24 protein-coding genes and 1 pseudogene are annotated in these 26,996 nt (G+C 62.4%); 15 read left to right on the top strand and 10 right to left on the bottom strand.

Going from position 1 to position 26,996, the window contains the following annotated elements; translation table 11 throughout:
• Positions 1 to 599: 599 nt before the first annotated feature.
• Both OKW28_RS08470 and OKW28_RS08475 read left to right on the top strand, forming a co-directional pair.
• Complete coding sequence (locus tag OKW28_RS08470; RefSeq protein ID WP_429444742.1) at positions 600 to 2,897, top strand: response regulator; 2,298 nt, start codon at positions 600 to 602, stop codon at positions 2,895 to 2,897.
• A gap of 235 nt (positions 2,898 to 3,132) precedes the next feature.
• Positions 3,133 to 4,302 (top strand): hypothetical protein, encoded by a 1,170-nt coding sequence (locus OKW28_RS08475; protein ID WP_429444744.1) that lies wholly within the window; start codon positions 3,133 to 3,135, stop codon positions 4,300 to 4,302.
• Between the two features lie 104 nt (positions 4,303 to 4,406).
• Here the strand turns inward: OKW28_RS08475 and OKW28_RS08480 are convergent, their stop codons facing one another.
• Positions 4,407 to 4,961 (bottom strand): NADPH-dependent FMN reductase, encoded by a 555-nt coding sequence (locus OKW28_RS08480; protein ID WP_429444746.1) that lies wholly within the window; start codon positions 4,959 to 4,961, stop codon positions 4,407 to 4,409.
• A gap of 291 nt (positions 4,962 to 5,252) precedes the next feature.
• On the opposite strand from OKW28_RS08480, the gene OKW28_RS08485 reads away from it, so the two are divergent.
• The gene (locus tag OKW28_RS08485; RefSeq protein ID WP_013092833.1) at positions 5,253 to 5,468 is read left to right on the top strand and encodes a hypothetical protein; all 216 of its coding nucleotides are present in this window, start codon (positions 5,253 to 5,255) and stop codon (positions 5,466 to 5,468) included.
• 153 nt (positions 5,469 to 5,621) lie between these two features.
• Here the strand turns inward: OKW28_RS08485 and OKW28_RS08490 are convergent, their stop codons facing one another.
• Complete coding sequence (locus tag OKW28_RS08490) at positions 5,622 to 5,756, bottom strand: hypothetical protein (protein ID WP_018424013.1); 135 nt, start codon at positions 5,754 to 5,756, stop codon at positions 5,622 to 5,624.
• A 463-nt stretch (positions 5,757 to 6,219) separates the two neighbouring features.
• Here OKW28_RS08490 and OKW28_RS08495 point away from each other — a divergent pair, with 463 nt between their 5' ends.
• Complete coding sequence (locus OKW28_RS08495; RefSeq protein ID WP_184052738.1) at positions 6,220 to 6,828, top strand: RNA polymerase factor sigma-70; 609 nt, start codon at positions 6,220 to 6,222, stop codon at positions 6,826 to 6,828.
• Positions 6,809 to 7,021, top strand: coding sequence for a zf-HC2 domain-containing protein (locus tag OKW28_RS08500; protein ID WP_429444748.1), 213 nt, complete (start codon positions 6,809 to 6,811; stop codon positions 7,019 to 7,021). The genes OKW28_RS08495 and OKW28_RS08500 overlap by 20 nt, the downstream gene beginning before the upstream one ends.
• Positions 7,022 to 7,045: 24 nt before the next feature.
• Here OKW28_RS08500 and OKW28_RS08505 read toward each other — a convergent pair.
• Positions 7,046 to 7,335 (bottom strand): annotated as a pseudogene (locus OKW28_RS08505) (DUF1272 domain-containing protein).
• A 133-nt stretch (positions 7,336 to 7,468) separates the two neighbouring features.
• Complete coding sequence (locus tag OKW28_RS08510) at positions 7,469 to 8,845, bottom strand: gluconate:H+ symporter (RefSeq protein WP_429444750.1); 1,377 nt, start codon at positions 8,843 to 8,845, stop codon at positions 7,469 to 7,471.
• Positions 8,846 to 9,092: 247 nt separating this feature from the next.
• Here OKW28_RS08510 and OKW28_RS08515 point away from each other — a divergent pair, with 247 nt between their 5' ends.
• Positions 9,093 to 10,076 (top strand): sulfonate ABC transporter substrate-binding protein, encoded by a 984-nt coding sequence (locus OKW28_RS08515; protein ID WP_429444752.1) that lies wholly within the window; start codon positions 9,093 to 9,095, stop codon positions 10,074 to 10,076.
• A 55-nt stretch (positions 10,077 to 10,131) separates the two neighbouring features.
• Here the strand turns inward: OKW28_RS08515 and arsC are convergent, their stop codons facing one another.
• Entirely contained in the window at positions 10,132 to 10,491 is a 360-nt protein-coding gene (arsC, locus tag OKW28_RS08520) for an arsenate reductase (glutaredoxin) (RefSeq protein ID WP_018424018.1), read from the bottom strand.
• 213 nt (positions 10,492 to 10,704) lie between these two features.
• Here arsC and OKW28_RS08525 point away from each other — a divergent pair, with 213 nt between their 5' ends.
• The 3 genes from OKW28_RS08525 (at position 10,705) to OKW28_RS08535 (ending at position 14,596) form a co-directional block, all read left to right on the top strand.
• Complete coding sequence (locus tag OKW28_RS08525) at positions 10,705 to 12,135, top strand: IS1182 family transposase (protein ID WP_429443949.1); 1,431 nt, start codon at positions 10,705 to 10,707, stop codon at positions 12,133 to 12,135.
• Positions 12,136 to 12,853: 718 nt separating this feature from the next.
• Entirely contained in the window at positions 12,854 to 13,516 is a 663-nt protein-coding gene (gene parA, locus OKW28_RS08530; RefSeq protein ID WP_013092840.1) for a ParA family partition ATPase, read from the top strand.
• Positions 13,517 to 13,540: 24 nt separating this feature from the next.
• Complete coding sequence (locus OKW28_RS08535; RefSeq protein ID WP_429444754.1) at positions 13,541 to 14,596, top strand: ParB/RepB/Spo0J family partition protein; 1,056 nt, start codon at positions 13,541 to 13,543, stop codon at positions 14,594 to 14,596.
• 58 nt (positions 14,597 to 14,654) lie between these two features.
• Here the strand turns inward: OKW28_RS08535 and OKW28_RS08540 are convergent, their stop codons facing one another.
• Positions 14,655 to 16,004: a replication initiation protein gene (locus OKW28_RS08540; protein WP_184057688.1), complete on the bottom strand. Its 1,350-nt coding sequence runs from the start codon at positions 16,002 to 16,004 to the stop codon at positions 14,655 to 14,657.
• Positions 16,005 to 17,983: 1,979 nt separating this feature from the next.
• Between OKW28_RS08540 and OKW28_RS08545 the strand changes: the two genes are divergently transcribed.
• Positions 17,984 to 19,213, top strand: coding sequence for a DNA-binding protein (locus tag OKW28_RS08545; protein WP_429444756.1), 1,230 nt, complete (start codon positions 17,984 to 17,986; stop codon positions 19,211 to 19,213).
• 69 nt (positions 19,214 to 19,282) lie between these two features.
• On the opposite strand, the gene OKW28_RS08550 is transcribed toward OKW28_RS08545, so the two are convergent.
• The 3 genes from OKW28_RS08550 to OKW28_RS08560 form a co-directional block, all read right to left on the bottom strand.
• Positions 19,283 to 20,365: a tyrosine-type recombinase/integrase gene (locus tag OKW28_RS08550; RefSeq protein ID WP_429444757.1), complete on the bottom strand. Its 1,083-nt coding sequence runs from the start codon at positions 20,363 to 20,365 to the stop codon at positions 19,283 to 19,285.
• 115 nt (positions 20,366 to 20,480) lie between these two features.
• Complete coding sequence (locus OKW28_RS08555) at positions 20,481 to 20,879, bottom strand: DUF2471 family protein (RefSeq protein ID WP_184073414.1); 399 nt, start codon at positions 20,877 to 20,879, stop codon at positions 20,481 to 20,483.
• A gap of 67 nt (positions 20,880 to 20,946) precedes the next feature.
• A complete protein-coding gene (locus OKW28_RS08560; RefSeq protein ID WP_429444759.1) occupies positions 20,947 to 21,594 on the bottom strand; it encodes a helix-turn-helix domain-containing protein in 648 nt (215 codons plus the stop codon).
• 137 nt (positions 21,595 to 21,731) lie between these two features.
• Between OKW28_RS08560 and OKW28_RS08565 the strand changes: the two genes are divergently transcribed.
• Positions 21,732 to 22,937, top strand: a complete 1,206-nt coding sequence (locus OKW28_RS08565; protein ID WP_429444761.1) for a glycine C-acetyltransferase — start codon at positions 21,732 to 21,734, stop codon at positions 22,935 to 22,937.
• A gap of 28 nt (positions 22,938 to 22,965) precedes the next feature.
• Complete coding sequence (gene tdh, locus OKW28_RS08570) at positions 22,966 to 23,997, top strand: L-threonine 3-dehydrogenase (protein WP_090810329.1); 1,032 nt, start codon at positions 22,966 to 22,968, stop codon at positions 23,995 to 23,997.
• 41 nt (positions 23,998 to 24,038) lie between these two features.
• Here tdh and OKW28_RS08575 read toward each other — a convergent pair whose 3' ends face one another.
• The gene (locus tag OKW28_RS08575) at positions 24,039 to 24,689 is read right to left on the bottom strand and encodes a YceI family protein (protein WP_429444764.1); all 651 of its coding nucleotides are present in this window, start codon (positions 24,687 to 24,689) and stop codon (positions 24,039 to 24,041) included.
• A 123-nt stretch (positions 24,690 to 24,812) separates the two neighbouring features.
• On the opposite strand from OKW28_RS08575, the gene OKW28_RS08580 reads away from it, so the two are divergent.
• From OKW28_RS08580 to OKW28_RS08590, 3 genes are all read left to right on the top strand, one after another.
• Positions 24,813 to 25,478 (top strand): TetR/AcrR family transcriptional regulator, encoded by a 666-nt coding sequence (locus OKW28_RS08580; RefSeq protein WP_429444766.1) that lies wholly within the window; start codon positions 24,813 to 24,815, stop codon positions 25,476 to 25,478.
• A gap of 13 nt (positions 25,479 to 25,491) precedes the next feature.
• A complete protein-coding gene (locus OKW28_RS08585; protein ID WP_429444767.1) occupies positions 25,492 to 25,971 on the top strand; it encodes a DUF1348 family protein in 480 nt (159 codons plus the stop codon).
• A gap of 249 nt (positions 25,972 to 26,220) precedes the next feature.
• Positions 26,221 to 26,739, top strand: a complete 519-nt coding sequence (locus tag OKW28_RS08590) for a hypothetical protein (RefSeq protein ID WP_184004560.1) — start codon at positions 26,221 to 26,223, stop codon at positions 26,737 to 26,739.
• The last annotated feature ends 257 nt before the right edge of the window (positions 26,740 to 26,996 follow it).

Consider the following 26,996-nt stretch of genomic DNA (forward strand, 5'->3'; position numbering starts at 1 on the left):
CGGCGGGTCGGGCGGTTTGGGCGGGTCGGATAAAGGAATCGGCTGGTTCATCTGCGCGCTTTCCGCGCCTGGTTGTGTGCGTATTTCGTTCGTCACGACAGCGGAGGGTGGCACACCTTCGCGTGATGCCGACCGATGCACGACCAGGTACAGTGGCGCCTGTCGAATTGCAATTGCCTTTGGCGAGAGGGGGTGCGAATGCAGCAGGACGCGTTTGGCGAACCTCGACGATCCGGCGCACAGAGGTGGCAACGGCCTTTTTATCGTGCGAGGATTGTCGAAGTAAAGTCGCGCAAAAGCAACTCGCCAGAATCGCTGACGGTAACGATCTGTTTCTCTGCTAGGCGAATTTCAGAAACAGATCTATCGTCGGGGCGGACATTTTTTTATCTTTATCCTTTTGTGTACGTTTGCGCTTCCCGATTCGTCGCTGTTTTAAAGCCGCTCTTAAAGAACGGCCGGCAGGGCGGACGCCCATCCCCCACGCTTTGCGGCAAGTTTTTCCGTGCTGCGTCTATGCTTGTTCTGAAGGCGGCATGGTGCCGGCAACGGCCCGATACGGGGCTGCCACATCCGAACGACTTTTCGCGTCAACGACAATGACATCAGACCGGGTCGACTCCGCGCGCGCGGGCCGTCTTTCGCGTCGTCCTGCCCGCGAGCAGGACGACGCGTCGTTTCCCACCGTGCCGGAACAGAATTTCCAGGTGCGTCGCATCACGCTGATCGCGCTGCTGGTCGCGGCGATCGTGCTGCCGTTCGTCTACGTCGCGGCGATGGCATTCGCCGATCTGCGCTCGCGCGAGGCCGACGCCACCGATCTGGCGCTGCGCACGGTGCGGGTCGCCGAAGAACACGCGTTGAAGGTGTTCGACATGAACGAGACGCTGAACTCGCGCATCGTCGATCTGACCGACGGCCTCGACGACGACGGCATCCGCGCGCGCGAACACACGATTCACGACAAGCTGCGCACGATGGGCGGCGGCTATCCGCAGGTAGCCTCGGTGTCGATCTTCGGCCAGCAGGGCGCGCTGCTCGTGAGCAGCCGCGTGTATCCGTCGCCGGAAAATTCGATCGGCCAGCGCGACGATTTCGTCGGCATCCGCGACGGCAACGTGCTGGAACACGTGTCGAAAGTGATGACGGGACATGTGAGCGGCGAGCAGGTGTTCAACATGGGCGTCGAGCGCCAGGCGCCCAATGGCTCGTTCGCGGGCGTCGTGTCGATCGCGCTGCGGCCCAGCTATTTCGACGCGTTCTATCGCGAGTTGCTCGGCAGCAGCGACGCTACGCCGATCATCATGAGCCTCGTGCGCACCGACGGCGCGGTGCTCGCGCATTACCCGCGCGGCCCACGCGAGCCGACCGCGCTTGCGTCCGATTCGCCGTTCGCCGAAGCGGTCAGGCAGGGGCAGCGCTCCGGCGTCGTGCGGATGCGCTCGAGCTTCGCCGGCGGCAACCTGATCGTCGCCTTCCGGCACGTCGGCTCGTATCCGGTCTACGTGCTGTGCGGCTATCGCACGTCGGCGATCTGGGCCGCCTGGTACAAGCACCTGAGCGTGCTGGTCCTGTCGATGTTCACGCCGTCGATCGCGCTGTGGTGCGTGATCTGGCTGTCGCTGCGCCGCCTCGGCGCCGAAGAGGAAGCGTGGCAGCGTTGGCAGGCCGAGGCATCGATGCGCCGCTCGATCGAATCCGCCTACCGCCAGTCGCGCAAGATGGAAGCGCTCGGCACGCTGGTCGGCAGCGTCGCGCATGACTTCAACAACCTGCTGATGATCCTGTCGGCCAACGTGCAGATCGTGCGACGGCGCGGCGTCGGCGGACTGGAGCGCGAACTGTCGGCGATGGAGCGCGCGCTGAAGAGCGGCCAGTCGCTGACGCGGCAGCTGCTCGGCGTCGCGCGCAAGCAGCCGCTGCGCACCGAGACGCTGTCGCTCGAACGCTGGCTGCCGTCGTGCCGCGAACTGCTGCGCGCATCGCTCGGCGCGAAGGTGTCGCTCGTGATCAATAGCGGCGACGATACCTGGCCGGTGCGCGTCGACGTCGCCGAGCTCGAGCTCGCGCTGATCAACGTCGCCGTCAATGCGCGCGATGCGATGGCCAACGGCGGGCGCTTCATGGTGCGCGCGAGCAATGTCGTGTTCCGTCACGAGGACGGCTTTCCGCTGACCGGCGAGTTCGTGCAACTGTCGCTCGAGGACACCGGCGCCGGCATGGCGCCCGACGTGCTCGCGCGCGCGTTCGAGCCGCTTTTCACGACCAAGCCCAAAGGCATGGGCACGGGACTCGGGTTGCCGCAGGTCTTCGCGTTCTGCGAGGGCTCGGGCGGGCTCGCGGCAATCGACAGCGCGATCGGCGCGGGCACCTCGGTGCGGCTCTATCTGCCGCGCGCGTCGACCGAGCCGCACACGGCCGGACCTGCAGAAGCGGCGCGAGCGACCGAAAGCGGCGTGCCGCAGGGTCTGCGTGTGCTGCTCGTCGAGGACAACGAAGAAGTCGCCGCCGGCACCGAGGCGCTGCTGCAGATGATGGGTCATCAGGTTACCTGCGTGTTCAACGCCGACACGGGGCTGCGTGTACTCGACGACGCCCGCGCGAAGCGTGCGAGCACCGGCGAGCCGCTGCCGTTCGATCTGGTGCTGTCGGACATTCACATGCCCGGCAAGATGAACGGCATCGATCTGGCCGAAGCGGTGCTCAGGTTCGACCCACAGCTGCCGGTCATCCTCGTCACCGGCTACGCTGAAGAGCTCGACCGCGCGCGGCACGTGAACGTGCGCGTGCTGTCCAAGCCGTTCGATATCGGACTGCTGGAGCAACTGCTCGAAACGATCCAGCACGACGCCGTGCAAACGAGCGACGATGCCGCCACGCATCCGGCCGATACCTGATGTCCGCGCCGTGCCGGCGTCATTTACCAGGCCTTGTAAAAAGCGCGGCGCTTACACATCGCGCTTTTTACATCGTGAGCCCGCGTCATGCGTAGCACGCCGGGCAGCGCGGCTGGGCATGGGACGCGGCGGCGCCGCGCGGCGGTGCGGGGCATGAAGGTTGCTCGCCTGCAGACGGCAAAGGGACGCCGCCGCGAGCGTCGCCCGTTCCAGCAGAACATGCCGGGAGACAACCATGCAACATACCGTGATTGGTTTATTCGACACTTACATGCAGGCCGAAACCGCCCGCGACACGCTCGTGCAAACCGGCTTTGCGCGCGAGAAGATCGAGTTGCAGGCGAACGCCGAACCTTCGGTTGGCTCGGCCACCAGCGAAGTCGCCAACGCGGGCGTGCTCGCGAATATCGAGCGCTTTCTCGCCAGCCTGTTCTCGACCGGGCCGCGCTCGTCGGACACCGCGCGTTATGCCGAGGCGATGCGGCGCGGCGCGGTGCTCGTGTGTGTCCACGCGGCGAGCCAGTCGCATGCGGAGCTGGCGCGCAATACGCTCGTGCGGCTCGGCGCGACGGATATCGGCGACCGCCCGCCTGAGGCGGACACGCCGTCCGCCACCGACCGCGACCACTCGATACTCGATGAGCTGGGCATCGGCGCGGTGATGCCGGGAACGCCGCGCACGTCGAGCGTAACGACCGAGGCGGGTGCGACGCCCGGGATGCGCGACACCACTGCGACACCGGGGGCGGCGGGCGTGAGTTCGAGCAGCGGCGCAGCGGGTGCGGCGGCCATGACCGAATCGACCGGAATCGCCGGCGCGACGGGCGCCACTTCGGCGACCGGTACGACCGCACCCGACACCATGTCCCCTCCCGCCACCCCGCGCCCTGATCCGCTGACCGCCATGCCGCCGGCGGACATCGGCGCCGCCGCCAAGCCGTTCGCGCCGCCGCCGATCAGCGAACGGCCGATGAGCGATCCGGTCAACGAACCCATCGTCGATCCGCTCGCCGGCGATGCGGGACGCAGCGCGATCGCCGCCGGCTCGGTACCAGGTTCGGGCGCGGTGATGCAGCCGTCCGACATCGTCCCCGAAGGCGGGCAGCCGGGCACCGGTCCCGGCGCGCAGATGCCGAACGAATATCTGGAGTACGAAGAAGATTTCCGCGCGCACTACGACGAGCAGTACGCCGCCGCGAACGCGCGCTACGAAGACTATGTGCCGGCCTATCGCTACGGCGCGGAGATCGCTCGCGACGCGCGATTCCGCAATCGTCGGTGGGATGAGATCGAGCCCGAAGCACGCCGCCATTGGGAAACCACGTCGCCGGACAGCACGTGGGAGCGCTTCAAGCTCGCGGTGCGTCACGGCTGGGAGCGGGTGACCGGCCATCACCACGTGTAGGCGATGCGCCGAGCGACACGAGCGCGGCCGCCTTACGCGGCGCGCGCTGTGTTCGCGTTGCTTCGGCGGATGGTCAGGACGCGGTCAGCGGCGCTGAGGCTCGGCTACACCGCCCCGTGCCGCTTGATCCACGTGACGTAGCGGTCCATGAACGTCTGCAGGAACTTGCGCGTGCCGTCGTTGACGATCTCGCCTTTTTCGTTGATCACCGCCGGATCGTGCTTGATGAACACTTCGGGCTGCCCCATCGCCGCGACGTCGAGATAGGCGAGCACGTTGCGCAGATGCTGCTGAGCGAGCGCGCTACCGGTCGCACCGACCGAGGTGCCGATCACCGCGCCGGGCTTGTTGGCCCACGAGTTGGTGCCCCACGGCCGCGAGCCCCAGTCGAGCGCGTTTTTCAGCACGCCAGGTATCGAGCGGTTGTATTCGGGCGTCACGAACAGCAGACCGTCCGCGGCTTGCACGCGCTCCTTGAGCTTCTTGCCGGCTTCGGGATAGTCGGCGTCGTAGTCCTGGGAGTACAGCGGCAAGGAGCCGATATCGATGTATTCGAAGGTGAAATCGGCTGGAGCAAGGGAAATCACCGCCTTAGCCAGCTGGCGATTGAAGGAATCCCGCCGCAGGCTGCCGACGACAACTGCAATGTGATAGGCCATGTTCGCTTCCTCAGGTAAGGCGCTCGACGCGCAGAGAGTACGAACTGTCCATCATAGGCAAAAGCCGCGCGAAACGCCCAGGCCCTGGCGGATTTGGCCAGGTCATAGCGGACCGGGAAGGATTCTTGCGGCACCTGTCGGTGGATAACCTCGCGGCTCGAAAAGTTATCCACAGATTCGCTGAATAACCTTGTGGATAAGTGGAACTTTTGCCTTGCCAATCAAGCATGCCTTCGGGCCAGGGCGATTTGAGGCAAATGGACATCATCGACATTTCTGGAGGACCGGATCATGAGTCTCGACTACGCAGGAAAATCCCACGACGAAGCGGTCGCCGCGCGCAAGAAAGCGCGGCAGCGCGCGCAGGAGCCGGCGGGCGGCGAGATGGCCGTCGACGGCGTCGAAGCCGATGCCACGCATAGCTGCGGCGAGTTGTCGGAACAAGGCAAACAGGTGTGGCGCACGGGCGCCGGACTCGATGGCGGAGGGAAGGCGCCGAGCCGCTAGGACTCGCGGGTTGTCCGTCGGCCGTGGCTAGAAGGGGCCGCTTGACGCCGCCGTATTCCCATGCAGGCCGAATGCTGAATACTGGAATATGAAAGGGCGCCGTTGCCGGCGCCCTTTTCTCATGCTTCCTTGCTGCGTATTTCGACGTGCCGATCAGTTGCCAAAAAATACGTTGCAGTACGACGCCGGGCCGTTGCAGGTCGAAGCCGGAGCGTCGGCGTGAGCGACACCCGAAGCCGCTGCGAACAGCGCGGCCGAAGCGATCAGGGCGGAGAAAATGCGTTTCATGGTGTGCGTCCTCTTGTGTGTGGGTTGTGCGATCTGATGCGATCGATGGCGTGAAGAATAGCGAGCGGGCCCGCGTCCACAAACAGCGAAGATGAGAAGACATTATTTTATAAATTGAAAAAATCGCTATTGGATGGTTGGGTTGAATTGGTGGTCGACCGCGACGCGTTGGTCGGTCGGTGTGGCGATCCAAAACCCTTGTCGCGCGCGGGCTCGAAATATCATTTCTTGCAACAATTAATTTCCGGTGTCATAAGCAGCCGCGCCGCGCGACGAAGCTCCTCAGGCATCGATTGCCAGGGGGCATATGTTCAATACCGATTCGCTAGGGCAAGAACGTGAGGGAGAATGGCGCACGCATCCGCAAACCGTGCGAGGACGACCATCTGCTCATGAATCACGACGTTTCAGGACGACACGCGCAGCGCAGCGCGCTGCCGACAGCGCAGCGACGGAGCATGGCGTGACGCAGCCAGGCGCTCCCTCGCTGGACGATCCCATTTATCTCGCGCAATTGCGGCGTGACCTCGTGCGCTTCGCCCGTCTGCAATTGCGCGACGCCGCGGCCGCCGAGGACGCCGTGCAGGAAGCGCTCACCGCCGCGTGGACTCAGGCCACGCGTTTCGCCGCGCAGTCGGAGCACAAGACATGGGTGTTCGGCATCCTGCGCCATAAGCTCGTCGACACGCTGCGCGCGCGCCAGCGCACGGTCAATCTGTCGGCGCTCGAAGCCGAACTCGACGGCGAGGCGCTGCTTGATCGCGAGCTCTTCAAGGACAACGGCCACTGGTCGCGCGAGACCAAACCGCGTCCGTGGCCGACACCCGAAACCGCATTGCGCCAGCAGCAATTCTGGACGCTGTTCGAGATGTGCCTCGAGCATTTGCCCGAGCACATTGGACGCGTGTTCATGATGCGGGAGTTTCTCGACCTCGACATCGCGGCGATCTGCGCGGAACTGCAGATCAACGCGAATCATTGCAGCGTGCTGATCTATCGCGCGCGGCTGCGGCTGCGCACGTGTCTGAGCGAAAAAGGCCTATCCAGCGAGGATGCGAATGGGGAAATGTAAGGAGATCACGCGGCTGCTATCCGATGCGCTCGACCGCTCCCTGTCGACTGGCGAATGGCTCGCGATCCGCCTGCATCTGCCGACCTGCAGCGGGTGCCGGAACTATCGCAAACAGATCCGCCTGCTGCGGGTCGCCGCGCATGTGGCGAGCGGAGTGGCGAACGTGGATGGAGAGGTGAGCGGCGACGAGTGATTTGCCGCTTTGCAACACCGCAGTTCAGCGCTCGCCGATCGGCACGTCGCGATAGCGTTCGAAAAAGCGGGCATGCGATGCTTCATCGATGCCGACAGGATGCGCATCGGCACGCGCCGGATGTTTGGCGAGTTGCGCGCGGGTGCGAATCGGCCGATGCGCGAAATTTCCGCCGCAATTCGGACACACGTTGCGCAGCCTCGTCAGCGCGCAGACCTCGAAGAACGTGCATTCGTAGTGCAGATCATTGCGTCGGGCGCGTTCGGCGGAAGTGACTTGCCGCAGCCTTCGCAGGTTGGTCGCAATTCGAGCATGACCGTGGCTCCTGTTGTTGATGACGCGAGGCGCGGCTTGCTGCCTGGCGTCGCGTGAGGTTCTGCGCGCGTGTTCCGCTGTGCGCGCGTCAATACGCTGCCCAAATGGGTGAGGCTGTCGCGCGCGCCGTGCTCACGTCAACGCGCTCCACAGCACGAGCGTCAACGCGAGACCGACGACCGATACGATCGTCTGCAAGACCGACCACACCAGCACAGTCTGTTTAAGCTGGAGTCCGAAATATTCGCGGACCATCCAGAAGCCGGCGTCGTTCACATGGCAGAAGAACACCGAGCCGGCGCCGATCGCGAGCGCCATCAGCGAATTGTGCGTCGCGCTGAGGCCCGCGACGACCGGCGCGACGATGCCGGCCGTCGTCGTCGTGGCGACCGTCGCCGAGCCGGTGGCCTGACGCAGCGCGACGGCGATCAACCAGGCGAGCAAGATCAGCGGCATATGCGCCCCGACCGCGATCTTGCCGATCGTCGCGCTGATCCCCGCTGCGACGAGCGCCTGCTTCAGGCCGCCGCCCGCGCCGATCGTCAGCAACAGCGCGGCGATCGGCGGCAGGCTTTTGCGCAGAATGCCCCCGACGCGCTCGCGCGCCATGCCGCGCGACCAGCCGAGCGCGACCACCGCGAACAGCACGGTGAGACCCAGCGCGATCAGCGGCTCACCAAGAAAATTCAGTGTCTCGAATAACAATGTTTCGGGCTCGAGCAGCAGCTTCGCGACCGTGCGGCCGAGCATCAGAATGACGGGCAGCAGGATCGTGATCAGAGAGATCGCGAAGCCCGGCGGCTCGAAGCCGTTCTGCTCGGCGGTGAACAGCTTGCCCATTTCTTCAGGCTCGACGACGTGCATGCGTTTCGACAGCCAGATGCCATACAGCGGACCGGCGAGGACCACTGCGGGAAGCGCCACGATCAGGCCGAGGCCCAACGTCAAACCGAGATCGGCGTGCAACGCGCTGACCGCGATCAGCGGACCCGGATGCGGCGGCAGCAGCGCATGCAGCGTCGTCATACCGGCGAGCGCGGGAATCGCGATGCGCAGAATCGGCTGCTGCGCGCGACGCGCCATGACGAAGATGATCGGCACCATCATCACGAGGCCGACTTCGAAGAACAGCGGCAGGCCGATGAGCAGCGCGACGACGGCCATCATCCACGGCAGCGTGCGCGGGGTCGAGTGCGCGAGGATCGTCGACACGAGCCGGTCGGCGGCGCCCGATTCGGCCATCAACGCACCGAGCATCGCGCCCAGCGCAATGATGATGCCGACGTCGCCGAGCAATGCGCCGGCGCCTTTGCTGAACGCGCTCGCGACTGCTTCGAGCGGCAGGCCGGCCGTGAAGCCCGCCGCGAAGGTGCCGACCAGGATCGACAGGAACGGCGCGAGCTTCAGCACGCTGATGAAAATGATGACCAGTGCTAGTCCAAGCGCGCACGACAGGATCAGTTGGGTGTCGTGGGCGGCCCACGGTGTCAGTGTTGTCGTTACAGGCACGGCGGCTTTTTTCCTCTCTTCGTTTGCAGTTGATCGATGCAGCCGCGAACTGGTGGTCGCGGGCGCTTGTTTTGCCGGTCGATTGTAGCGGGAGGGGATAGGTTGGGCTTTGGGCAATGCTTCGCTACTGCCGCATGATTTGCTTATGCGAATTTATCGGTTCGTCCAGGCCCGCAGACGAATTATCGTCGGAGCCAATCGGACCATCTTTTGGCGTCCGTTAAATTCTTTTTCGACGAGTATTCTCATGTCCCGTGATCCGCTGCTGACGCGCCGTACGTTTCTGGCCGGCGTAGGCGCAACGCTGGCCGCCGCCGCGTTGCCGGTCTTCTCCGCCGCCGCATTTGCCGCCGATGAACATGCAAAAGAACTTCGCATCGGATATCAGAAAGCCGCAAGCACCCTGGTATTGCTGAAGGCGCACGGCACGCTCGAAAAGCGGCTTGCGCCACTTGGCATCGCGGTCAAATGGACCGAGTTTCCGGCTGGGCCGCAATTGCTGGAAGGGCTGAACGTCGGCGCGATCGATTTCGGCTATGTGGGCGAAGCGCCGCCCGTGTTCGCGCAGGCTGCGGGTGCCAATTTCGTCTACACGGCGTATGAAATTCCGACGCCGCACGCCGAAGGCATCCTCGTGCATCCGGACGCGCCAATCAAAACCTTGGCCGATTTGAAGGGAAAGAAGATTGCGCTGAACAAGGGCTCGGATGTGCACTGGTTTCTCGTCGCCGCGTTGCAGAAGAACGGCGTGAAGTTCAGCGAGATCCAACCCGTGTATCTGCCGCCCGCCGATGCACGCGCGGCCTTCGAGCGCGGTGCGGTCGATGCGTGGGCGATCTGGGATCCGTTCCTCGAAGCCGCCAGGCGGCAAACGAACGCGCGGCAGCTCGCCGATGCCAAGGGTATCGTGAGTCACCACCAGTTCTTTCTGAGCGCGCGGCCCTTCGCGCAACAGAACGGCGACGTCCTTGCGATCGTGATCGATGAAGTCGGCAGGGAAGGGGAGTGGGTGCGCGGCCATTACAGCGAGGCCGCCGCCCAACTCGCGCCAATTCAAGGGCTCGACGCGAGCGTGATCGAATCAGGCTTGCGGCATTACGCGCATATCTACAAGCCCGTCGACGCGAACGTACTTGCGGAGCAACAGCGCATCGCGGATACGTTCACCGAACTGCATCTGATTCCGACGAAGATCGTGACCAAGGATGCCGCGCTGTCCGGCAAAGCCTAGCGCAGCAGTTCGAGTCCGGCATTGCCCACATCGTTTTACTTCGACGGTCGCGCGATCAGGCGAAAAGCGCAGCGACATTTTCCGGCGGGCGGCCGATGACAGCCCGTCCGTTTCTGACGACGATCGGTCGTTGCAACAGAATCGGATGCTTCGCCAATGCTTCATAGAGCTGGGCGTCCGTCAGCGACGTGTCGGCAAGATTGAGCTCTTTATATTCAGCCTCGGTGTCGCGGATCATTTCGCGGACGGGACAGCCGAGTTGAGCATTGAGCTTCTCAAGCTCTGCGACGGTGAGTGGCTTCTTCAGATATTCGACGATTTCCGTCGCTTCGTTTGCGGGATTGTAGGTGTTCGCGAGGAGTTCGCAGGTCGTGCGAGATTTGGAGCAGCGCGGGTTGTGGTAGATGGTGATCATGGCTGGATTCGGGGCTTACGCCGTTGAAGGTTGCTGTGACGGTTAGAAGGGTTCGGGAATTTTAGCGGGTGACTTGATGACGAGGCGCGGGATGACTGCGGCATCCGCGTTGTTCGAACCATCGGCGAGGTGGGTCGGTTTATGCGCCAGACTGTGTCAAAACGCCATTTTGACAGGTTAAAATGGCTCATCCGATAGCGGAGGATGGGCGAGATGAAGCGGTTCGTTCAAGGCGACAGTCGTACACAAAGCTTTCTCCTCCCTGAAGCACTTGACGACTACGTGACGGACACCAATCCCGTGCGTGTAGTCGATGTTTTTGTAGATGAGCTTGATCTTCAGAAGCTTGGGTTTGAAGGTGTTGAGCCAGCGCTGACAGGGCGGCCTTCGTATCATCCGGAGGTGATGCTCAAGATCTACATCTACGGTTACCTGAACCGTATTCAATCCAGCCGTCGCCTTGAACGCGAGGCTCAGCGCAACGTCGAACTGATGTGGCTCACGGGCCGCTTGGCGCCGGACTTCAAGACCATTGCTCGGTTCCGTAAAGACAACGGCAAAGCAATCCGCAGCGTCTGTCGTCAGTTCGTCATGCTATGCCAGCGTCTGGACCTTTTCGCTGAAGCGTTCGTTGCGATCGACGGCAGCAAGTTCAAGGCGGTGAACCATCGTGATCGCAACTTCACAAGCGCCAAGCTCGAACGACGCATGCGCGACATCGAGTCAAGTATCGCTCGCTATCTCGAGGCGATGGACACAGCCGATCGTCAGGAGCCTGCAATCGCGAAGGCCAGAACAGAGCGACTGCAAGACAAGATCGCGGCCTTGAAGGAACAGATGCGAAGCCTCAAGGAAATCGAGGTTAAGCTGAACGAAGCACCGGACCGACAGGTGTCGCTCACGGATCCCGATGCCCGTTCGATGAAGACACGAGGAACGGGAGTCGTCGGCTACAACGTCCAGACGGCGGTTGACACGAAGCACCATCTGATCGTCGCGCACGTCGTTACGAATGATGGCATTGATCGTGATCAGTTGACGTCGATGGCGAAGCTGGCGCGTGATGAGATGGCCGTCGACAAGCTCACCGCAGTTGCGGATCGCGGCTACTACAAGAGCGAGGAGATACTCGCATGTCATGAGGCTGGAATAAGCGTGCTCGTTCCCAAACCGGTGACATCGAGCGCAACGGCTAATGGCCGCTTCGGCAAGGATGACTTCATTTACAACGCACAGACGGACGAATATCGGTGCCCGGCGGGCCAGCGGCTCATCTGGCGATTCTCAACTGTTGAGCGCGGTCTGAAGATCAGTAAATACTGGAGTTCAAATTGCCAGCAATGCTCACTAAAGGGGGATTGCACGCCGGGTCCTCAACGTCGCGTGACACGCTGGGAGCACGAGGCTGTTCTCGATGAGATGCAGGCGCGACTTGATCATGCGCCTGAGATGATGCGCATCCGGCGACAGACTGTCGAGCACCCGTTCGGCACGATCAAGGCATGGATGGGCGCCACTCATTTCCTGACACGGACCATCGAGCGGGTGAGTACGGAGATGAGCTTGCACGTGCTGGCGTACAACATGAAGCGAGTGATCAAGCTACTCGGTTCAGAAGCGGTTATGAAGGCGATGCGGGCGTGATGCCCGTACGGGGTTGTTGAGCCTTTGCGATATGTTCGGTTGTGGTTTGCGTTCAGATTGCCGCAAACGACAAGCCGCGACATGCGCCGGAACAGGTTTCGTCAATTCCCAGTGGCCACGCGTTTTGACACAGTCTGGCGCATAAACCGACGCTGTCTTCGAGGCGCGTGTGAACAGTTTAATGCTGGCACCCTGAGTTCTAGTCCCCCTGAGATTTGCTCGCGCGGGCGCGATTCAAACGACAACCTATATCGCCCGCTGATGAGGTGCCGGATGCACGTTTGCCGCTTGCCGCCATGTCTGGGGAGAATTGGCGTCGGACGAGTTCATGACGAATGGTCCCTCCGGGCCAATTGGCACGCGAACTTTATGCGCATAAAGTCTGGCACCTCTCACCCCTTTGGTCGCTCAGACACGTGCGCTCCTTTTCTCTGCACATCAGCCCGAGAATCGCGAACAGTCACCGACGACTGTGCACGCAGTACGCGAGCACTCGTTACTTTCCCTTTGCCGCCGCCGGGCAGCGATCAGCAACGCTTAAGCCCCAGTCCACGCTTGCTCTGATATCCCGCAAGACCCCAGGCACACGTTCGATGCCTCTTTATGCGCATAAACCCTTTGCCGAATGGCCAATTTCCGAACTGCGCTTACGCAAATCATTTGAAATAGCAATTCAACCAGGTAAAATCCATTTGCGTCTAAAAAGAGGAGGTGAAATTTGGCAGCAGAAATCATCGCGGTAACACAACAGAAAGGCGGGGTCGGGAAGAGCACCATCGCGATGCATCTCGGCGCTGCATTTCACGAGAAAGGCAAACGCGTTCTCGTCGTCGACGCGGATGGCCAAAACACTCTGATTCACTGGGCCAGTGCTGCCTCCGACGGCGACATCGGTATTCCATTCGCCGTCGTCAACCTGTCCGAAGCAGGCAGCCAGATCCATCGCGAGATCAAGAAGTTCGTGGCTGATTACGACATCATCGTCGTCGACTGCCCGCCCTCCATCACCGAAAAAGTCTCGGGCGTCGTTCTGCTCGCGGCGAGCGTCGCGGTGATCCCAACTTCCTCGTCCCCTGCCGATTACTGGTCGAGCATCGGGCTCGTCAAGCTGGTCCAGCAAGCGCAGGTCATGAACGAAGACCTGCGAGCCGTGTTCCTGCTCAACAAGACGGAAGAGAAACGGATGCTGACGCGCGAACTGAAGCGCGCGCTCGAAGAACTCGGCTTCCCTCTCCTCAAGACCCAGATTCCCACGCGCGAAGCCTACAAGCAGGCAATGGCGTTAGGGCAAACGGTGCTTCAGATGAACGACCGCGGCGCGAAGCTCGCCGCGCTCGAAGTGCGGGCGTGCGCCAACGAGATCGCCGCCTTGCTCCCGTGAATTTATGCGCATAAAGGACCCTGAATGAAACCGTCCCAGTTCGCCAAAGGCTTTCAAGCACGTCCTGACACGACCAGCAGCGAAAAGCGCACCGCGCTCGACCGTCTGAATGCGATCGACGGCCTGGTCAGTAACGAGCCGAAAACTCCCGTGATCGCCGGGCGTCCGATTCCGGCCGTCTTGCCGTCGCGTCTGCAGGACGCGGAGATTCCTGATCCGGACAACGAATCGGCGGCCTACCGCGCCTGGAGGCTCGAACACGGCTATCGTCCCGGCCAGATCATCGAACTGGCGCTCAAGACGATCAAGCCGAGCCCGTTCAATCCACGGTACTTCTATGTGAAGTCGTCGATTGCGGAGCTTGCCGTCAATCTGGCGAAGCAGGGGCAGCAGCAGGCGATTCACGTCATTCCCGACTATGACAACCCTGGCACCTACTTCGTCAGTGACGGCGGCAGACGGGTGCGTGCGCTGAAAGAAGCGAACAAGGAGTCGGTGAAAGCGATAGTCATCGATCTGCCGATCGGCATCCAGAGCTACAAGCTCGGTTACGACCTCAACGTGCAGCGCGACTCGCAGACGGTGTTCGACAACGCGGTCGTGTGGCGACGCTTTCTCGACGAGCGGCATTTCCAGAGCCAGAAGGAACTGGCCGAACATCTCGGCCTCGACGAATCGACGGTCGCAGTCGCGCTGTCCATCGCCAAACTCCCGGAAACCGTGATGCAGGAGATGGTCGCGCGCCCTGACCGCTTCGGCTCGAACATGGCGTATCAGGTGGGCCGCTACCACACGGCTCGCGGCGCGGAGGCGACACTGCGACTGATCAACCGGATCCTTTCCGACGATCTGAGCACACGCCAGGTCGCCGACATTGTCAAAGGCCGAGCGACCTCGCAGGAAAGCGCCAACCCGGCGGGCCGGCAGCGCTACGCGCAACGTCTGGAAATCAAGCTTGGTGGTGTGTCGGTCGGCGATCTGAAGTCGTATGGGGACGACCGGCTCGAGTTGCGCCTGAAAGGCCTCACGCGTGAAAAGCGCGACGACATCCTGCGGCAGATCGAGAAGATGCTGAAGTAAGACGTGAGGGCGGTGCGCATGCACCGCCGCCTGGATTTCAAAGGCAGTTATCGACCCATCAGGCCGCGCGCGACTGGCTCAGCGTAAAGGCGAGCAGGTCGCCGTCGGTCGGTTCGCCCCAGGTCCTGCGCGCGAGCCAGTCGAAGAACGCCGTTTCGACGATCTTCGAGTCGAGCCCGCGACGCCGCCAGTCGTCGCGCATGTGCGTGCCGAGTCCCGGCAATTCATCTTCCTCGAACGACTGTCGCGCGATATCGCGCTCCGACTCGCCCTGTTCGTTGTACAACTCGTAGGCCTGCTTGCGACGGTAAGCCGAGTATTCACCGAGCAGACGCGCCTTCAGATCGTCGGCCGGCGACGCCGCGGCCTTGCTGGTGCCGCCACCCGCGGGCAGCGCCTCGACCGGCGGCGCATAGCCTTTCTTCAACGCATCCTTGAACAGCGCCGGCGCACTGCGCACCGGCGGCAGTGACGTGCTGCGCATACGCTGCTCGGTCATCTGCAGCGCCGCGCGGATCCGGTTCTCCTCGCTGTCCGCATAAAGCGTCTGCGCCTCCTTGAGCGGAATACCGATCTTCACCATCCGGTCGACCAGCGTGCTGTCGAACACGTTCGGATGTTCGTCGAGCGCGAGCATCGGCTGCTTGCGCTCGGTCACGCGGAACTGGATTTCAGCGACGCGCCGACCCTCGCGATGCTCGATCAGCTCGACAAAAATGTTCGTGACCGCGTTGACCTCGGCGATGGCCGGGCGCAGGTAGTCTCGCTTGAAATACTTGTACTCGCGCTTCGCCTCGTCGCCGGCTTCGGTATCCGGCGTCCCCGACAGAATCGGCCGCCACCATTCCCAGGTCTCGCGCATCGTCAGGTGGCTGGGGTTGGTCAGGTAGCGCACGCAGATCTCGTAGAGTGCGAGGCCCGCGCTGCTGCGCAGCTGGCTCTGGAACTGCAGACTCAGCCGCGCATACTGAACCGGATCGAGCAGTTTCTTCTTGATCTTCGGCGCAAACGAAAACTCGACCCAGACGCGACGCGTAGTCGGATCTTCGAGAATTTCCGCGTCCGCAATCAGCGTCGAAATACCCCATTTGCGGCCAGGCTTCTGACTCGACGTGCCGGTGCTCCACTCGACCTGCACCGACACCATGCGGCGCAGATGCTCCTTGACGAGCGCGGTGTCATTGGAATCGAACGCGGAATTGGCAACGATGTCGGACAGAAGCGCCCGATAGGTGTCGCCCGATTCATCCGCTTGCTGGGCCACCGCGAGTAACACGTTAAATAGCTTGCGCGTGAGCAGCGTGATCTTGCCGCTCTTGGGCTGGATCGCGATCGCCTCGACGGCTTTGCGCAGCTCAGCCGAGCTCGGGCTGACAACATCGGTCTTTTTCGCGCGCTTCGTGGCCATGCGTCGGGGTGAGGAGGAGATTTCGCGAAAGCATACCGGCTGTGGTGATACGCGTCTATAGCGCCCATCTCACCATTGCCGGTGAAGCGAGTTTACGAAGCGCAACTCACCTCGAGCAACTCCCGAAAACCCTCACCTCCTGTGCGTGCCGCCAGAATCGGGCTCCCGTTGCCGGTCGAGGCGTTTGCGAATCCGGCTCGTTTCGCCGCGTGCCGCAACGGGGAGGACTTGATCCCGAATCTTCTCACCTCAAAAATTTTCGCGGATTTTTTCGAGAACCTCGTGTAAACGGCTGGTGTCCGGGGCGGGTGATGACTTCGTCGTGCGGCCTCGCGATCGTTTCGTCGATCGTCGCGTGCTGCCGGCCGACGCACAGTCCGGATCGATAGATGGAATGCCCGCACGGTATTGGGCCCGCAACGCGGCGTGGGCCAGCGACGGGCGCCCCGTCAGCCCTGTTGTCGGGTGCATCAAGCTTCCTATCGTCGGGCGCGCCATTCGACTGCCTGGTGCCTCCGCTGACGATTCAGCCCTCACTACCGAGAACCTGCCGGCGTTAACCACCTGTTTTGACTTCGAGCTTCGTCCGAAGCTGCCGAAAAAGGGGAGATCCAACCACAGGCAAATCCTCACCGCTCCGATGCTCCCGAAAAACCTCACCGTAGCACCGCAGAACGGCACAACACGACACGGGCTCATGCCGCGCCAGTACCGCATTTCCCCAATGCAACCCCTGAAAAGCGTCACCTTTGACGTTTACGGAGGCCTCGGCGCCCCCTCCCAAAGAACTCCTGAAAACTCTCACCTTTGCCGGAGGACAGAAAAAAATCAATGATTTCCGTGACTTGCGATAATCCCATCCAGCGCTCGAACCACCGGTGTCCCCGTAAAATCTCACCTTAAGCCCGTTTTTCGCACCGCGGCACTTTTCATTGCGTCCCCATGAATCTCCCGAAAAGACTCACCTTTGCAATCACAGACCAGGTATCCCTACACTCGCAAATCGCCATCCGCCGGGCATCTCCGGCCGATAGCCCGCGTTTCAGTCCCGAATCTCCTCACCTTAACGCGCAGAACCCTATCCAGACCTTCCCGAAAAGCCTCACCTTTGACGGAATCACCGGCCAAATCAGCTCGCGGATCTAGCTGATCAGCCAGTTCCCCGAATCCCCTCACCTTTCCAATCGCCAGCGGTTCCTGACTCCCGTAAAACCTCACCTCAGCAGTATGGATGCTCAAAAAGAAAGCAAAACTGGACCCCGCGCCCCGAAAAATCTCACCTTCGTCTTACGTTTTCTCCCGCCACGGCTCACCAAAGCGGTTAACCACCCCAAAAAACCGGCAAAAAACCACGCTCGCGAGCCTCCCGAAAGCCCTCACCTTGCTGCAGACCAAACCGAACAGACACTTTCGAGGGGTGTCGGGCGCTTCGCGGCTGCGAAGTCCCGCAAAACCTCACCTTTGCCCAAACCCCACGTATACGGTGATTCCTGAACCCGCTCACGTTCCGTCCCGGAGCCGCTCACCGAGCTTCCCGAACCCCATCACTCGAGTTTCCCGCAGACCCTCACCAAGGCTCCCGCAAAGCTTCACCTTGCTGGCCTGAAAGCCCCGCCAGATAACGGTTCGCCGAGTCGTTAACGTCTTTAACAAGGGTTCAAAGGTGTTTATTTTTATTACTCTCAAGCCTTACACCCGCGAGCCCCGTGAAACAAAGCCCACCACCCCGCAGCCATTGCCGATCAATCGTGAAACAGTGCGCGATCATGCGAAAATCAAATAAAATTCTTCTAATACAATGGCTTATTAGCTATTCTTCGTTTTGTTTCACGGTGAAAAACGGTAGGCGCGTGTTTACTATCGCAATTTGCACGCAAAAGCTCGTCGGTATACGCCAATCCGTTCGCCACCGATAAATCAGTAGCAAACACTACGTAAATTGTTATGATCCATCCAATTCGAGCCGCATCGAGGTAAACATGAATCTGGATCAGGAGCGGCAAGCCATTCGCGACGAGCTTGAATCGATGCGTGCGCAGGGCGTGCGCCGCCAGGATCTGTCGCTGCATGCATGCAAACGGCTCTTTTTCGATCTCGGCATCCGGCCATCGATGGCGGCCGTTCGCGATCTCACGCAAACCGGCAGCGCGAGCGACATCCCGAAGGACATCGATCATTTCTGGGAGCGCATCCGCAGCGTGTCGCGGGTCAAGGTCGGAGCGGGCGCGATACCAAAGGCACTGGAAGATCGCGCCGGCGCACTGCTGGGCGCGCTATTCGAAGAAGCGGTCGTGCAGGCCAAAGCGTCGCTCGATGGCGAACGTGAAGAGATCCGCGCGCAGATCAGCGCCGCCGATCTACGCGTACGCGAGGCGGAAATTCGTCGGGATGCGGCCGACGACTCCATCAGGCGCAGCGAAGCGCGCGCCGAAGCCGCGTGGGAGCGGGTTCGCGCACTTGAAACCCAGTTATCGAGCGCGACTACGCACGGCAGCGTTCACCTCGAAGGCATGCAGGCAACCATGCGCCGGCTCGACCAGGAGAACGAGGCGCTGCGGCAACGGCTCGAAAACGAACAGACTGCCAATGCTGCGTTGCGGGACCGGATCGACGCGTTGCACGTCGAATTGCGGCAAAGCACGGAGCGCTATGCACAGCAGATCAAGGATGCGGTGGCCGAAGCCGAGCGGCGCGTCAAGCCGATGCTGGTCGAACTCGACTCGTTGCGTAGCATGGCCGCGACGTATCAGTCCGGCGTGCGTGATGCGAGCCGCAAGGAATTCGAGTTCATTCAGCAGATTGCCGCCGCCAAGGCGCGCGCCGATCGGCTCGACGCGCAGCTGCGCGAGCAGTCGGACGAAGTCGACGCGCTGACGAAAGAAGTCGCCACCCTGCGTGGCCAGCAGGGCATCGATCCAGCCATCGCCGAACTGCTGTGCTCGCTGGTTACTGAGGGACGGCTCACGAGCAAAGAGTTGAGCATAATCGGCACCGCGGCTGACGGCCACGTGACGCTGCCCGCGAGATGCCCGAAATGCGAGGAAGGTGAGCCGGAGCTGTCGCAGGTCGATCACCGTTTCGAACTGTTGTGCCCGGAATGCGAGCACTCTTCCGGCCTCGGCGAATCGCGGCTCGCGGCGGTGAACCAGTTTCTGTCGAACGATGGCTCCACCGCGCCGTCGTCCCGCTCCGTCCACGCGATGCGTTAACCAGAGGCGGCGAATCCAACGGAAAAACGTCAAAGGTGAGGAAATTCGGGACCGCAACGGTGAGGTTCTTCAGGGTTCGCCGGCTCCCGTTTTCCTCGTCAAACGCCCGTCACGGCGGGGCTCGGCCAACGGCGCCGCAGCTGGATCCGGCTCCTCTGTCGCGGGCGAATCCTGCTGATCAATCCAGGTTTGCCACGCGCGATATAGCCGGTTCGCGGACACCGCCTGCACGAAGCCGAGCCATTGACCGACCTGTTCGGCCTCTACTCCGCTTTCGAAAAGGTCCGCCGCAAACGTGTTGCGCAAGGTCTGCGGACTCGCGCGCGATTGGCGCGATGTGGCAATCCCCGCTGCATCGACGAGCGCATCCACCGCGCGCAGCATCGTGGCCTTATGCATCGGCCTGCCCGACGGCGATGCGGGAAACACAAGCTTGCCGGCCAGCTGCGTCAGCCGGCGTTCCGCTAGCCAGGCGTCTAGAATCGCCATTGCGAACGGCGCGAGTCGCGTGCGCCGCGTCAGCACTGGATTCGCGGACTCGATCGTGACCCACGGCGAGCCCTCTCTCACGCAACTAACCGTAAACGCTCCCGCTTCGCCCGTCTTCAGTCCTCCGCCCAGAAACACCGCGATCAACGCGCGATCGCGTCGCTCTCTCCAGCGCTGCGCGGTCGACAACGCCGGCAACGGCGCGAACAGCCGCGCGATCAACGCAGTGCGTTCCGCATGCGTGAGAAACCCGGTCGGCTCATTGTCGCGCGCATTGCGCCACGCGGCTTCCCCGTCCTGAGCGATGAAACGAGCCGGGTTGGTCGACGCCGATTCGATCTCGCGCACGTGATCGAGCACGCGCTCGATAAGCCGCAAATAGCGGATCCGCTGCGTTCTGCGAATCTCGAGGCTGGCGACGAATTCGGCGATCGCGGGCGTGTCGACCGTCGCGAGGCTTTGTTGCCGCGCGCCAAGCCAATCGAGAAACTGCCCCCACTGAGCCTGATAGACCAACGCCGAAGAGCGACGGAAGTGCTGCTTCGCGAGCCACGCATCGAACGCGACCTGCGGGTCGCGACGCCAGTCTTCGCGTTGCTGATCGAACAGATCGGTAGAGGGCGCGGGACGGGGAACGGGGTCGGACAGATGAGGAGGTGACATGAGCAATCCTTCCGTTAGTTGCACCGTTTGGTCCGCGTATTGTAGGCGCTGACCGCCGCAAGGCCGACCGCGAGGAATGGAAGAGGATCCGAGCCACCCCGACGTGGTGCCGCCATTAGCCGCCCCACGCCCGGGCGCGCTTTAGGGGCGCATCGGCCGGCCGTGGCAGCGCCGCCCGGCGCGCCGCTTCCTCGTACGCATTGACGGCAAACGCAAAAACGGCGGGCAATGCGTTGGAGGTGCCGAAATCCACGCCGTCATCGGTTTCTGGATAAGGCAGATCGGACGGGCGCTGGAACAGCCCGAGCATCAGCGCGTCGTGCCGGCTGGCAAAACCGAGATCGGCCAGCGCCTCGGCTTCGATGGCATGGAGCAGACGCCACGTGAGCGGCACTTGCCTGACGATGTAGCGCGCGGCGATGCTGCGCACGATATGTTCGAGATCGCGCGCGGCGGTCTGGAAGCGCAGCGCGGCGAGAGTTTGATCGGTAGGGTCGGTTTTCAGGTTGTTCATTCTCGGCTCCAATCGACACCTGATACTGTACAAACATACAGTACCAGGCGCAACCTGGCCGAACGGCCTAACCGTGAATCACGACCAGCAGCGCTTTCGCCGCGCTCTTGCCGACGTTGCGGATCGCATGCGGAACATCCGCGACGTAGCGCGCGGTGTCCGCGACCTTGAGCCGCTTCGTCGCGCCGGCCGCCTCGATTTCGATCGAGCCGTGCAGCACGGTCAGATGCTCGCGCGTGCCTGGCTCGTGCGCGTTCGACACGAGAGCCCCGCCTGGCTGCAGCGTCAACTCGTACCACTCGAACTTGCCGGCCAGCTCGATCGGTCCCCACACACGCAACTGGTATTTCGCTTCATGACCGCTTAGCGTAGGAATATCGTGCGGTCCGGAAACGGCGATTGCCTCAGGCGACTTCGGCGGCGCAAACAGCGAATCGAGGCTTACGCCGAGCGCATTGGTCAGCCGCCATGCAACCGCGATCGTCGGATTGGCCTTGTCGCGCTCGATTTCCGACAGCATCGATTTCGACACGCCGGCCGCGCGCGACAGATCGTCGAGCGTCATGCGCCGCTCGGCGCGCAGCCGTTGAATCTGTTCGCCGACGCGCGGCGGCGCCGCAATCGCCGCACTCGGCGGTAATGCCGCGCTGGCGGAGGTGGGCGCCGCATTGGACGCGGTGCGGCGTGTACCCGAACTTGCCATTTCCTGACCCATCGTTTAGAGTTGTTCGATATACCGGATTTTAGTTCGGAAAAACGAAAATATCCGATAAAGCTGACAACCGACTATAACAGGCCGCCCTTCCCGCGCGCATGCGAATGCGGGCGCCATCACTCTCAGGAGTCCCGTTCATGCGTGACCAATACCTTGCCCATTTGCGCGGCACCCTCGACCAGATCCGCGCCGACGGCTTCTACAAGAGCGAGCGCGTGATCGCGAGTCCGCAGTCGGCCGACGTGCGTCTTGCCGACGGCAGCGACGTGCTGAACTTCTGCGCAAACAACTATCTCGGTCTCGCCGACGACACGCGGCTGATCGAAGCCGCCAAGCAAGGCCTCGACAGCGACGGCTTCGGGATGGCGTCGGTGCGCTTCATCTGCGGCACGCAAACCGTGCACAAGCAACTCGAAGCGGCGCTCGCCGCGTTCCTGCAAACCGAGGACTGCATTCTCTACTCGAGCTGCTTCGACGCGAACGGCGGCCTGTTCGAAACGCTGCTCGACGAAAACGACGCGATCATCAGCGACGAGCTGAATCACGCGAGCATCATCGACGGTGTGCGGCTGTCCAAGGCGAAGCGCTTTCGCTACAGGAACAACGACCTCGGCGATCTCGAAGCGCGCCTGCAGGAAGCCGATGCGGCGGGCGCGCGCTTCAAACTGATCGCGACCGACGGCGTGTTCTCGATGGACGGCATCATCGCGAACCTCGCCGGCATCTGCGATCTGGCCGACAGGTACGGCGCATTGGTGATGGTCGACGACTCGCACGCGGTCGGCTTCATCGGTGAACACGGTCGCGGCACGCCCGAGCATTGCGGAGTGATGGCGCGCGTCGACATCATTACCGGCACGCTCGGCAAGGCGCTCGGCGGCGCATCGGGCGGCTACGTCGCGGCGCGCAAGGAAGTCGTCGAGCTGTTGCGGCAGCGCTCTCGCCCGTATCTGTTCTCGAACACGCTGACGCCGAGCATCGCGGCGGCGTCGCTGAAGGTACTCGAATTGCTCGCCAGCGATGAAGGGGCGCTGCTGCGCGCACGCGTGCGCGAAAACGGCGCGCATTTCCGCCGCGCGATGAGCGCGCTCGGCTTCACGCTCGTGCCGGGCGAACATCCGATCATTCCGGTGATGCTCGGCGACGCGCAACTCGCGGGAAAGATGGCCGATGCGCTGCTGAAGCAAGGCGTCTACGTGATCGGTTTTTCGTTCCCGGTGGTGCCGCGTGGCCGCGCGCGCATCCGCACGCAGATGAGCGCCGCGCACACGCCGGAGCAGATCGACCGTGCCGTCGAGGCGTTCGCGCGCGTCGGCCGCGAGCTCGGCGTCATCACCACGTGATCGCCGCGTGATTCGAATGGAGAAGCAGATGAAAGCATTGGCAAAACTCGAACGCGGGCCGGGCCTCACGCTGACCGACGTGAAGAAGCCCGAAGTCGGTCATAACGACGTGATGATCCGCATCACGCGCACCGCGATTTGCGGCACCGACATTCATATCTGGAAGTGGGACGACTGGGCGCAGAAGACGATTCCGGTGCCGATGCACGTCGGCCATGAATACGTCGGCGAAATCGTCGAGATGGGGCAGGAAGTGCGCGGCTTTGCGATCGGCGATCGGGTGTCGGGCGAAGGACACATCACCTGCGGCTTCTGCCGCAATTGTCGCGCGGGCCGCCGGCATCTGTGCCGCAACACGATCGGCGTCGGCGTGAATCGCGAGGGCGCGTTCGCCGAATACCTGGTGATTCCGGCCTTCAACGCGTTCAAGATCCCGCCTGAAATCTCCGACGATCTCGCCGCGATCTTCGATCCGTTCGGCAACGCGACGCATACGGCGCTGTCGTTCAACCTCGTCGGCGAAGACGTGCTGATTACCGGCGCTGGGCCGATCGGCATCATGGCGGTCGCGATCGCCAGGCACGTCGGCGCGCGCAACGTCGTGATCACCGACGTCAACGACTATCGCCTCGAACTCGCGCGCAAGATGGGCGCGACGCGCGCGGTGAACGTGTCGCGCGAATCGTTGCGCGACGTGATGCACGATCTGCACATGACCGAGGGCTTCGACGTCGGACTCGAAATGTCGGGCGTGCCGAGTGCTTTTACGGGCATGCTCGAAGCGATGAACCACGGCGGCAAGATCGCGCTGCTCGGCATTCCACCCGCGCAAACCGCGATCGACTGGACCCAGGTGATCTTCAAAGGCCTTGAAATCAAGGGCATTTATGGGCGCGAGATGTTCGAGACCTGGTACAAGATGGTCGCGATGCTGCAAAGCGGCCTCGATCTGTCGCCGATCCTCACCCACCATTTCAAGGTCGACGACTATCAGGAAGCCTTCGCGACGATGCTCTCCGGCGAAAGCGGCAAGGTGATTCTCGACTGGACATCTGCCTGAGTCGGTGCTTCGCCGTCAGAACGCTGACGCCCGCAGCGCGCTTACGCGCCTGCGGGCGTTTTCACAAACTCGGCCTGGATGCGCACGTGAATATCGTCGCCGACGGCCGGATACCAGGTAGACAGACCGAACTTCGCGCGGCTGAAATGACCGTCCGCGGAAAAGCCAAGCGTGTCCTTTTTCGTCAGCGGATCGGGCGCGAAACCGTTGAACGTGACGTCGAGCGTGACCGGCTGCGTGACGCCGCGGATCGTCAGATCGCCGCTCAGCGTACCGCGCGCTTCGCCGGTGCGCTCGAAACGCGTGCTCGCGAAGCGGATCTGCGGATAGCGCGCGACGTCGAGCATGCTGTCGCTTTTCACCATCTTGTCGAGCAGCGGCACGTTCGTGTCGATGCTCGCGGCGTCGATCGCGACCGACGCCGTGCTGCGGTCGAGGCCGCCGTCGTTCCAGTCGAGCTCCCCCTGCTTGCGATCGAAACGCATCGTAAAGCGCGTGTATTTGAAGTGATCGATATCGAACGTGATGCTCGTATGGTCCTGATCGATGTCGTAGCGTCCGGGCGGAACGCGCGCCTCGTTCTGACTGACCGAATGCGTGAGCACCTGGATCGGCGTGCAGGCCACCGCGCCCAGCAGCGTTGCGCCGAGCAGCGCGCGTACCCACGCGGTGCGAACGAAGGATGGTTTCATCGAAGCGATTCCGGTTGAGCGGTGATCAAGCGATCTCCATCACGATAGCAGCAAGCGCACCCACAGCGCCGAAGCTCGAAGAAAAACTTGACGAGGGAGAATGATCGTTCTACTTTTTCGTCCATGACACACGAAACGATTCCGACCGATCCAAACGACGCGGCCCAGCCCGGCACGGCGCGCGAGCGGCTGCTCGATGCCGCCGAGGCGCTCATCTACGCCGGCGGCATCCATGCAACCGGCGTCGATGCGATCGTGCGGCAGTCCGGCACCGCGCGCAAAAGCTTTTACACGCATTTCGAGTCGAAAGATGCGCTAATCGCGGCCGCGCTCGAACGGCGCGACGAGCGCTGGATGAACTGGTTTATCGCCGGCACGCAACGGCGCGGCAAGGGCGCGCGCAGACGCCTGCTCGGCATGTTCGACGTGCTGCGCGAGTGGTTCGCATCGGCGGATTTTCATGGCTGCGCGTTTCTGAACGCGGCCGGCGAAATCGAATCCGCCGACGATCCGATCCGCGTCGTCGCGCGCAAACACAAGGCACGGCTGCTCGGTTTCGTGCGTGCCGAATGCGTCGCGTTCGTAGTGGAAGCGCAAATCGATGCGCGTCGCGCGGCGCCGCTCGCGCGGCAATGGCTCGTGCTGCTCGACGGCGCGATCGCGGTGGCGCTCGTGAGCGGTGAAGCCGATGCGGCGCTCGACGCGCAGGCGGTTGGCAAGACCTTGCTCGATGCGGCAGCGAAACCCGCCGCAACCAAACGGCCGCCATCGCGGCGCACCATAACCTGACTGAGGAACCATCATGGCCGATACGATCGAAGCCCGCCCGCCGCTGCCGCCATTCACTCGCGATACCGCGATCCAGAAAGTGCGCGCCGCGGAAGACGCCTGGAACACCCGCGAACCCGAGCGCGTATCGCTCGCGTACACGACGGACAGCGTGTGGCGCAACCGCGCCGAATTCGTGCATGGCCGCGCGGAGATCGTCGGCTTTCTGCGCCGCAAGTGGGCGAAGGAGCTCGACTATCGGCTGATCAAGGAACTGTGGGCGTTTACCGACAACCGCATCGCAGTGCGCTTCGCGTACGAATGGCACGACGATTCGAAAAACTGGTTCCGCTCGTATGGCAACGAGAACTGGGAGTTCAACGAGCATGGTCTGATGGCGCATCGTCACGCAAGCATCAATGACCTGCCGATCCGCGAAGCCGACCGCTTGTATCGCTGGCCGCTCGGCCGGCGGCCCGACGATCACCCCAGCCTGTCCGATCTCGGTCTGTAGACGTTCTCACCACATTCATCGCCGGCGGCGCACCCGATGGGCGCCGCGAACTTCTTCACCGCTTGTTCATCACGGCGCCATCGGTTCTCCGTTATCGTGGCGGTTCCGGCTGCGGGGGCACGTCGCGTGCCCGGCCGGCCGAGCGAGTCCTCGACATCGACCGCACGGCTTCAGGTACAGTGCGCGACGGGCGGCACGCGGATCGCCAGAACACCATGACACCGGCGCTCGACCGGTGACGGAGAAGAAATGCACTTCAGGCAGATGAACAAGAATATCCGGCGCGCCGCGGTGGCGCTTTTCGCCAGCTTCGCGGCGGTCTCCGCGGCGCACGCGGGCAACTGGTGTGACGGCGGTGTATGGGTCGACGCGATGCTCGGCTCGTATCACATCAACCCCGATCCCGATACGCACTTCGAGCAGTTCAATCCCGGGCTTGGCGTCGAATGCTGGCTGAACAACCAGTGGGCGCTGACGGCCGGCGGCTTTCGCAACTCGCTGCGTCGGCCGTCCTACTACGGCGGCGGCGTGTGGGCGCCGGAGTTCGCGCATTGGGGAATCGTGCGGATCGCGGCGATCGGCGGGATCATCTCCGGCTATAACTATGGCAACTGGGGGCTTGGCAGCAATCACACGATCGGCCCGGTGGTCGCGCCGATCGTGATGCTCGAATACAAGCGCGTCGGCGCGAACTTCATCGTCATTCCGCCGATCCCATCGGACAATCTGCCCTTTACGATTGGTTTTCAGCTGAAGGTAAAGTTCTGACGGAGCTCCCAATTGGCAAAAAAGTCGCGACCTACAGAAAAACACTGATTTTTGGAAAAACAGTTGCGACTTGCCCTGCTGAGCGGGAATGCGGCTATTAAAATTTAGCGCTTCGCGCGTGCCAGATTACTTCGTTCGCCGAATGACAGTTGCGACTTCCTTTGTCCGGTGAGGCTTGCCGGCGTTCGACTGAATTGAAGCAATGATCTTGAAAAGGCGAAAATTTGAGTATGATTGCCGCTGAATATTTGGCTGGG

Source organism: Paraburkholderia sp. 40 (assembly GCF_050434105.1).
In the GTDB taxonomy this organism is placed as follows: domain Bacteria; phylum Pseudomonadota; class Gammaproteobacteria; order Burkholderiales; family Burkholderiaceae; genus Paraburkholderia; species Paraburkholderia tuberum.

Excerpts from the sequence above, each read along its gene's own strand:
- OKW28_RS08540 (WP_184057688.1), bottom strand. The coding sequence starts at position 16,004 with ATGGCCACGAAGCGCGCGAAAAAGACCGATGTTGTCAGCCCGAGCTCG.
- OKW28_RS08525 (WP_429443949.1), top strand. The coding sequence starts at position 10,705 with ATGAAGCGGTTCGTTCAAGGCGACAGTCGTACACAAAGCTTTCTCCTC.
- OKW28_RS08485 (WP_013092833.1), top strand. The coding sequence starts at position 5,253 with ATGAGTCTCGACTACGCAGGAAAATCCCACGACGAAGCGGTCGCCGCG.
- OKW28_RS08470 (WP_429444742.1), top strand. The coding sequence starts at position 600 with ATGACATCAGACCGGGTCGACTCCGCGCGCGCGGGCCGTCTTTCGCGT.
- OKW28_RS08550 (WP_429444757.1), bottom strand. The coding sequence starts at position 20,365 with ATGTCACCTCCTCATCTGTCCGACCCCGTTCCCCGTCCCGCGCCCTCT.
- OKW28_RS08480 (WP_429444746.1), bottom strand. The coding sequence starts at position 4,961 with ATGGCCTATCACATTGCAGTTGTCGTCGGCAGCCTGCGGCGGGATTCC.
- OKW28_RS08500 (WP_429444748.1), top strand. The coding sequence starts at position 6,809 with ATGCGAATGGGGAAATGTAAGGAGATCACGCGGCTGCTATCCGATGCG.
- OKW28_RS08535 (WP_429444754.1), top strand. The coding sequence starts at position 13,541 with ATGAAACCGTCCCAGTTCGCCAAAGGCTTTCAAGCACGTCCTGACACG.
- OKW28_RS08560 (WP_429444759.1), bottom strand. The coding sequence starts at position 21,594 with ATGGGTCAGGAAATGGCAAGTTCGGGTACACGCCGCACCGCGTCCAAT.
- tdh (WP_090810329.1), top strand. The coding sequence starts at position 22,966 with ATGAAAGCATTGGCAAAACTCGAACGCGGGCCGGGCCTCACGCTGACC.
- OKW28_RS08565 (WP_429444761.1), top strand. The coding sequence starts at position 21,732 with ATGCGTGACCAATACCTTGCCCATTTGCGCGGCACCCTCGACCAGATC.
- OKW28_RS08490 (WP_018424013.1), bottom strand. The coding sequence starts at position 5,756 with ATGAAACGCATTTTCTCCGCCCTGATCGCTTCGGCCGCGCTGTTCGCA.
- OKW28_RS08580 (WP_429444766.1), top strand. The coding sequence starts at position 24,813 with ATGACACACGAAACGATTCCGACCGATCCAAACGACGCGGCCCAGCCC.
- OKW28_RS08515 (WP_429444752.1), top strand. The coding sequence starts at position 9,093 with ATGTCCCGTGATCCGCTGCTGACGCGCCGTACGTTTCTGGCCGGCGTA.
- OKW28_RS08475 (WP_429444744.1), top strand. The coding sequence starts at position 3,133 with ATGCAACATACCGTGATTGGTTTATTCGACACTTACATGCAGGCCGAA.
- OKW28_RS08590 (WP_184004560.1), top strand. The coding sequence starts at position 26,221 with ATGCACTTCAGGCAGATGAACAAGAATATCCGGCGCGCCGCGGTGGCG.
- OKW28_RS08555 (WP_184073414.1), bottom strand. The coding sequence starts at position 20,879 with ATGAACAACCTGAAAACCGACCCTACCGATCAAACTCTCGCCGCGCTG.
- arsC (WP_018424018.1), bottom strand. The coding sequence starts at position 10,491 with ATGATCACCATCTACCACAACCCGCGCTGCTCCAAATCTCGCACGACC.
- OKW28_RS08575 (WP_429444764.1), bottom strand. The coding sequence starts at position 24,689 with ATGAAACCATCCTTCGTTCGCACCGCGTGGGTACGCGCGCTGCTCGGC.
- OKW28_RS08585 (WP_429444767.1), top strand. The coding sequence starts at position 25,492 with ATGGCCGATACGATCGAAGCCCGCCCGCCGCTGCCGCCATTCACTCGC.
- OKW28_RS08545 (WP_429444756.1), top strand. The coding sequence starts at position 17,984 with ATGAATCTGGATCAGGAGCGGCAAGCCATTCGCGACGAGCTTGAATCG.